Annotated in this window: 5 protein-coding genes and 1 pseudogene; 2 read left to right on the forward strand and 4 right to left on the reverse strand. The window is 49.2% G+C overall.

All coding sequences use genetic code 11. The features are described from left to right. Together ACLR2L_RS17640 and ACLR2L_RS17645 are read right to left on the reverse strand one after the other, a co-directional pair. A partial coding sequence (locus ACLR2L_RS17640; RefSeq protein ID WP_413369999.1) for an acyl-CoA dehydrogenase family protein occupies positions 1-981 on the reverse strand: 981 nt, incomplete at its 3' end. A gap of 11 nt (positions 982-992) precedes the next feature. Continuing rightward, entirely contained in the window at positions 993-2,483 is a 1,491-nt protein-coding gene (locus ACLR2L_RS17645) for a CoA-acylating methylmalonate-semialdehyde dehydrogenase (RefSeq protein ID WP_413370002.1), read from the reverse strand. A gap of 287 nt (positions 2,484-2,770) precedes the next feature. Between ACLR2L_RS17645 and ACLR2L_RS17650 the strand changes: the two genes are divergently transcribed. Continuing rightward, the gene (locus ACLR2L_RS17650) at positions 2,771-4,420 is read left to right on the forward strand and encodes a response regulator (RefSeq protein WP_413370004.1); all 1,650 of its coding nucleotides are present in this window, start codon (positions 2,771-2,773) and stop codon (positions 4,418-4,420) included. Here ACLR2L_RS17650 and ACLR2L_RS17655 read toward each other — a convergent pair. Then, positions 4,394-5,323, reverse strand: a complete 930-nt coding sequence (locus tag ACLR2L_RS17655) for an NAD(P)-dependent oxidoreductase (RefSeq protein WP_413370006.1) — start codon at positions 5,321-5,323, stop codon at positions 4,394-4,396. The two genes, ACLR2L_RS17650 and ACLR2L_RS17655, sit on opposite strands and share 27 nt — an antisense overlap. Positions 5,324-5,415: 92 nt before the next feature. Between ACLR2L_RS17655 and ACLR2L_RS17660 the strand changes: the two genes are divergently transcribed. Further along, entirely contained in the window at positions 5,416-6,450 is a 1,035-nt protein-coding gene (locus ACLR2L_RS17660) for a 2-hydroxyacid dehydrogenase (protein WP_413370008.1), read from the forward strand. Here the strand turns inward: ACLR2L_RS17660 and ACLR2L_RS17665 are convergent. Next, a pseudogene (locus tag ACLR2L_RS17665) lies at positions 6,451-6,715 on the reverse strand (SAM-dependent methyltransferase); the annotation flags it as partial.

Genomic DNA, 6,715 nt, shown 5'->3' on the forward strand with positions numbered 1-6,715 from the left:
AAAGCCCACATCAGTGGCAAATCGTTTTGCCATGGCGCAATAGGCCGTTTTTTGTGGATCATTTTCATCCAGTTTTGCCGCTGCCCTCAGCACTAACTGACGGGCCGCCACTAACTCGGTGTTCATATCGGCCAGTTTAAATTGCAGTGCCTGAAACGCCGCCAGCGGTTTACCGAACTGTTTGCGCTCAAGCATGTAGTCACGCGCGGTGTCCAGTGCCTGCTGCGCCGTGCCAACCGAACAAGTGGCAATATTAATGCGACCACCGTCCAGACCTTTCATGGCAAAAGTAAACCCCTGACCATGTTCACCCAACAGGCTGGCATGACTAATTTCCACGTTGTCGAACGTGATCATCCGGGTTGGCTGTGCATTCCAGCCCATTTTTTCTTCTGGTTTACCATATATAATACCCGGTGAATTCGCGGGTACCACAAACGCGGAAATACCCTTGGCTCCGTCGTTGGACGTTCTCGCCATCACTACCAATACGTCGGTTTCACCCGCGCCGGAAATAAACACTTTACTGCCATTCAGGCGATAACCTGCATCGGTTTTTTCAGCCTTGGTACTTAAACTGGCCGCGTCCGAACCTGCACCGGGTTCAGTAAGGCAATACGAGGCTAGCTGTTCGCCAGTCACTAAACCGGGCAACCAATGCGATTTAATACTTTCAGTGCCCCAGCTAGCGATCATCCAGGTGGCCATATTGTGGATTGTAAGCATAGCGGTTGTTGTGGTGCATCCCATCGACAACTGCTCAAAAATAATGGAGGAGTCCAGTCTGCTTAATCCCAGGCCACCGTCTGATTCAGGGGTGTAAAGTCCACAAAAACCCAGTTCGCCCGCCTTGCGAATAGTGTCGATGGGAAACGTGTGTTCCCTGTCCCACTGCGCGGCAAAAGGCGCCAGTTCCTGCATGGCAAACTGCTTTGCAACATCGGCAAAGGCCTGTTGGTCTTCGGTCATGTTAAAGTTCATTGGCGTCCCCTTTAGCGCAAGTTAATGGTCATGTTCGGACCACTTGGGATGTCCTGCTCAGGCCAGCGCGACGTTACCGTTTTGGTTTCTGTGTAGAACCGCACCGCTTGCTTACCATAGGCATGCAAATCGCCAAAGAATGAGTTTTTCCAGCCGGTAAACGAAAAGAATGGCAGTGGAACCGGAATAGGCACATTAATCCCCACCTGACCTACTGTCACTTCCGACTGATACTTTCGCGCTGCTGCGCCGCTGGCGGTAAATATAGAGGTACCATTGCCATAGGGATTGCTGTTAACCAGCGCGAGCGCTTCTTCTAACGTATCGACACACATACAGCACAATACCGGACCAAAGATTTCTTCCTGATAAATACGCATATCCGTTGTCACGTCTTTGAAAACTGTTGGCCCAATCCAATGGCCGTTCTCCAACCCTTTAACTGTGAATTCACTTCCATCAACCAGACACGTCGCGCCTTGTGCTTTACCCGAGGCAATTAAATCCAGCACACGGTGTTTGGCCGCCGCACTGATAAGTGGTCCAAAGCCTGCCTTGTCGTCGTTCCATACACCCGGTGTAACCTTGCTGATCTGCTGTGCCAGTTCTTCAATCCACTCCTGCGCACTGCCTACAAACACAGCAACCGAAATTGCCATACAGCGCTGGCCAGCTGCGCCTACAGAAGCACCAACCAGATTATTGATAACGTGCTGTTTGTTCGCGTCGGGCATCACCACTGTGTGGTTTTTAGCGCCAGCAAAACACTGTGCACGTTTGAGGTTTTCTGTTGCGGTGCGGTAAATGTACTGGCCAACAGGTACCGACCCGACAAAGGATACAGCTGCGATATCAGGGTGATGTAACAGGGTATCCACTTGTTCTTTGCCGCCATGAACGACATTAAGCACGCCAGCAGGCGCGCCCGCTTCAATAAACAGTTCTGCCAGTAGCATGGGCGTGAGCGGGTCCTGCTCGGACGGTTTAAGAATAAAGGTATTGCCGCATACAATAGCCAGCGGAAACATCCACAACGGGATCATGGCCGGGAAGTTAAAGGGAGTAATACCAGCACACACACCAATGGGCTGAATAAAGCTGCAGGTGTCGATGCCACGGGCCACGTTCTCAACGGTTTCACCCATCATCAGACTTGGGGCATTCATGGCTTGCTCAACCACTTCAATGCCACGCCATACATCACCCATAGCGTCGTCGAATACTTTACCTGTCTCCTCAGCCAACACGGTGGCAATGCGCTTTTGGTCGCGCTTTAAAATAGCCTGATAACGCATCATGATACGGGCGCGTTCTGTTACCGGCACGTGGCGCCATGTTTCAAATGCTTTTTTTGCTGCACTTAGCGCTTGCTGCATTTCAGTGTCGGTAGTCACCGGTGTGCGGGCAATGACGTCGCCGTTGGCGGGATTCGTTACATCAATAAATTGAGTGGTTTGAGAGGCAACCATGTTGCCATTAATTAAAAGAGGAACCTGTTTCATCGCTTTCTCGGTAACTGTGTAGAGTACGTTAACGCTATACCAACCATACGTTAACGTAAACGTAAGCCCTTAAAATTTGCCCTCCTCCTTGTAAATTTATTGTGACATAAAGGTTATTTTTCGTTGGTATTTAGCTATGATTACACCACTGTGGCCATTCGGTACGTGCTAAGTGAAGTTGTGCCTGTTATGCTTAGCGTATTGATGTAGCAAAGGAAATTCTTGTGGGTTCTGTGGTAGTCAGTATTTTTCATGTCATTGTGACGTTGCACTTGCAGGGCTAACCGATGAGCCAACGACTCCGCGTTGCCATTATTGAAGACAATGCCACAGCCCGGGCAACGATCCGCAGTCATTTAATTGTATTGGGTAATCTGGAGGTAAGTAGTTTCAGTACCGGTACAGAACTGAAAAATGCGCTGAAGAAACAAAATTTCGAATTACTTATTTTTGATTTTCATCTGGGTCAAAGACGCAATGGCGTAGAGTGGGTTCAGATACTTCGGCAATCCGAATTTATCCAACCCAGTACAGGCATAGTCTTTATCACAGCGGATCGCTTGCCACAAACCATCGGCCAAATTATCGATACGCATCCGGATCTGTTACTGCTTAAACCTTATACCATTAACGCCCTGCACCGCGGAATTAATCACTACCTGGAGTACCGTAAATTTGCTGCAACGGCCTTACGCTATATGGATGAAGGCAATATTGCAGCAGCCATTACTACGCTGGAAAAGCATAACGGCACTTCCCTGCCGCCTCGGGTGGCGACGGATTTGGATAAACTCCGTGCGCGGTTGCTGTTACAAAAAGGAGATTATGCCGCAGCCCTCACCATTTATGAGGCGACCCTTGCTCAGTCAAACAAGGTATTGTGGGCGCAATGGGGCAAACTAAAATGCCATTATCAAACTGGTGACTGGTCGGCGTGTCATGCCAGTCTGGACGATATGCTGGAGACCCTACTTACCCGTGATAAGGCATTTGAATGGCTTGCCTGCTTGTCGTTCGAGCAAGCAGCATATGAAAAAGCAGAGTACTTTTTAGATCACATTCAGGACAGCGAGTTAAGTTTGCCTGCTACGCGATTAAAAACCATGACGTACCAGAAGCAAAATCGCATTATAGAAAGTATTGATTTACTGCAAAAGAAACGGGAATACAACCGCTCAACGAAAGAACGCTTTGATGAATTTACGTTTGAACTGGCTGAGTTTTACCTGAGTATTGCCCAGCAGAGTCCCTATAATCATCGCGAAGAAAGCCTGAGTCAGGCGCGAAAACTTATGGGCGTTGCCGCGCGCAGTCAATCTGATTTACAAGTGCAACAACGCCATGATTACTTGTTGGCTTACAGTTACGTAATGGAAAATCAATTAGGTAAAGCGCAAGAAATTGTTGGTCGCGAGCACATGAATGCTTATCAACGCAGCTCCGCCAATACGTTAATCATTGCCGCTCGTGTTGCCAGCTCTTTAGGTGACGAAAAACGCGCGATCCAGATGCTGGAATTGGCCAGAGGTAAAACCGAACTTGGTGAAATGCCCGCAGAACAACAAACACTACAAACCCGAATGCTCACTGCCGAGCAGGACACTGGGTTAGCAGCTAAACGGGCAGAACATTACAACGAATTGGGACAGCAACTGTTTGTGAAAAAGCAGCATGTAGAGGCTATGGCAGCATTTTACCGCGCATTACAATTAACCCCTGACGAACCGGCATTTCTATTGAACATGCTGCAAACCATGTTAATTCATGGTGCAAACAGCTACCGCGCACTCACCCTTACCGAGTTAGTAAAAAGTGTGCTGGCACAGTCGCTGTCTGCCAATAATCAACGCCGTTATGCGCAGTTGCTACAGCAATATCCGCAAATCACGGATGCGCTAACAGAGCCGCCTCTATTTAACGCCGGTGAGCCGGGTTAACAGGCTGGACGTATCCCAGCGGCTACCACCTGATTTCTGTACATCGGCATAGTACTGATCAACCAGTGCGGTAAGGGCCAATGTTGACCCATTGCGGCGAGCCTCTTCCAGCGCAATGGCTAAGTCCTTGCGCATCCAGTCGACCGCGAAACCAAACGAATATTCGCCGTTGATCATGGTGCTGGCGCGATTTTCCATTTGCCAGGATTGTGCGGCGCCCTTGCTGATCACGTCAATCACTGCTTGGCAGTCCATGTTCGCTTGTTTGCCAAAATGAATAGCTTCAGCCAAGCCCTGCACAATGCCGGCAATACAAATCTGATTCATCATTTTAGCTAACTGACCGCTACCGTGTTCACCCAGTAACTGGCTGTGTCGGGCATAGGCATCCATAACAGGTTGCGCTTTGGCAAACGCACTTTGCTCGCCGCCAACCATTATAGTTAACTGGCCATTTTCGGCTCCGGCTTGCCCGCCGGATACCGGTGCATCCAGAAAGCTCACGCCTTTCTTTGCGCAGGCTGCGGCTAATTCTCGTGCTAATTGCGCCGAAGCTGTTGTATGATCAACTAACAACGCCCCTGCTTTACAATGCTGTAACGCGCCGTGTTCACCGGTAATGACTTCGCGCACGTCGTCATCGTTACCCACACATACAAAAATTATCTCGGCGTTTTTCGCCGCGTCTGCTGGGGTAAGTGCAATGTCGCCACCATACGTTTGCTGCCATGCCTTGGCCTTGGCAGCAGTGCGATTGTAAACACATACCGAATGACCCGCACGTTGAAGATGACCAGCCATGGGATATCCCATAACACCCAGTCCAATAAAACTCACCTGCATGAATAGAAGTCCTGTTTGCATAAACTGCTGATAGTCTATCACGGTATTGCGCTGGATCATTGCTGGATTGGTTAATCTGCTGGCAATAGCATTTTCTGCCGATTACACTGGCTTTTTCTCATCGCATATGCAGACGCCCAAGGAGGATTGGCATGCAAAGTACCCCCAGAATAGCCATGTTTAGCACCCAGGCTTACGACAAGCAGTCGTTCTCTTCGCATCCATTGTATTCGCAAATCTCACTAAGCAGTTTTGATACACCGCTTTCTGCCAAAACGGCGTCACTTTGTCAGGGTTTCGATACGGTGTGCGCGTTTGTAAACGACAAACTGGACGCTGAAATATTACGTACACTTCACGATGCCGGTGTTAAACACATAGCGATGCGCTGCGCTGGCTACAATAACGTGGATATCGACTGCGCAAGTGAACTGGGACTGGCTGTATCACGGGTACCCGCCTATTCACCTGAAGCCGTGGCAGAACATGCGCTGGCATTGATCATGACGCTTAATCGCAAAACCCATAAAGCCTATAACCGCGTTCGCGATGGGAATTTTGATTTAAATGGTTTGTTGGGTTTTACATTGCACGACAAAACCATTGGCGTGGTAGGTACCGGACACATAGGCGCAGCATTGGTGCGTCTGTTAACCGGTTTTGGCTGCAACATTCTATGCTATGACCCCTACCCCAATGAGGCGTTAACCGCACTTGGCGCACAGTATACCGACTTAACCACCCTGTTCAGCACCAGTCATATTATTAGTTTGCATTGCCCGTTAAATGAACAAAGTCATCACCTGATAAATGAAAATTCACTCGCTTCCATGCGGGATGGCGTGATGTTGATCAACACATCCAGAGGCGGATTGATTGATACCCGCGCCGTCATTAACGCCCTTAAATCACACAAGTTGGGATATTTGGGACTGGATGTGTACGAAATGGAATCAGAACTGTTCTTCCGCGACCATTCCAGTGAGATCATTCAGGATGACGTATTTGAACGCCTGGCCTCTTTTCACAACGTATTAATAACCGGACATCAGGGCTTTTTTACCATTGAGGCACTAAATCAGATTGCCGAGGTCACGCTGGAGAACATGATTGGCTACAACAATCAATTTGCCACGCCCTTTGCCAATGGTGCAGCGCCAAAGAGCCGGTTTCTGGTGCTGCCCTGATCAGGGTTTGTTTAAGTGCAGCCACAAATGATAGTACTTTCCTAACCATTTGAATGGGGTATGTTGATTGTACTTTCGCTCCAGCGCTAACAGAGCCTCGTAGTCGCTGGAGGCGACTTGTTTATCGCGCAGGTAGTCGTGAAAACAACGTATACCGCGCGATGCCAACACCTCAAACCCGAGGGATTCAACCCATTCGGTAACCGTTGGCACCGACAGTGGCTGTTGTGGATTCAGGCGGACCTGGTTTTTCACTTTCATGCCG

This window comes from Alteromonas sp. AMM-1, from assembly GCF_047290655.1.
In the GTDB taxonomy this organism is placed as follows: Bacteria; Pseudomonadota; Gammaproteobacteria; order Enterobacterales; family Alteromonadaceae; genus Alteromonas; species Alteromonas mangrovi.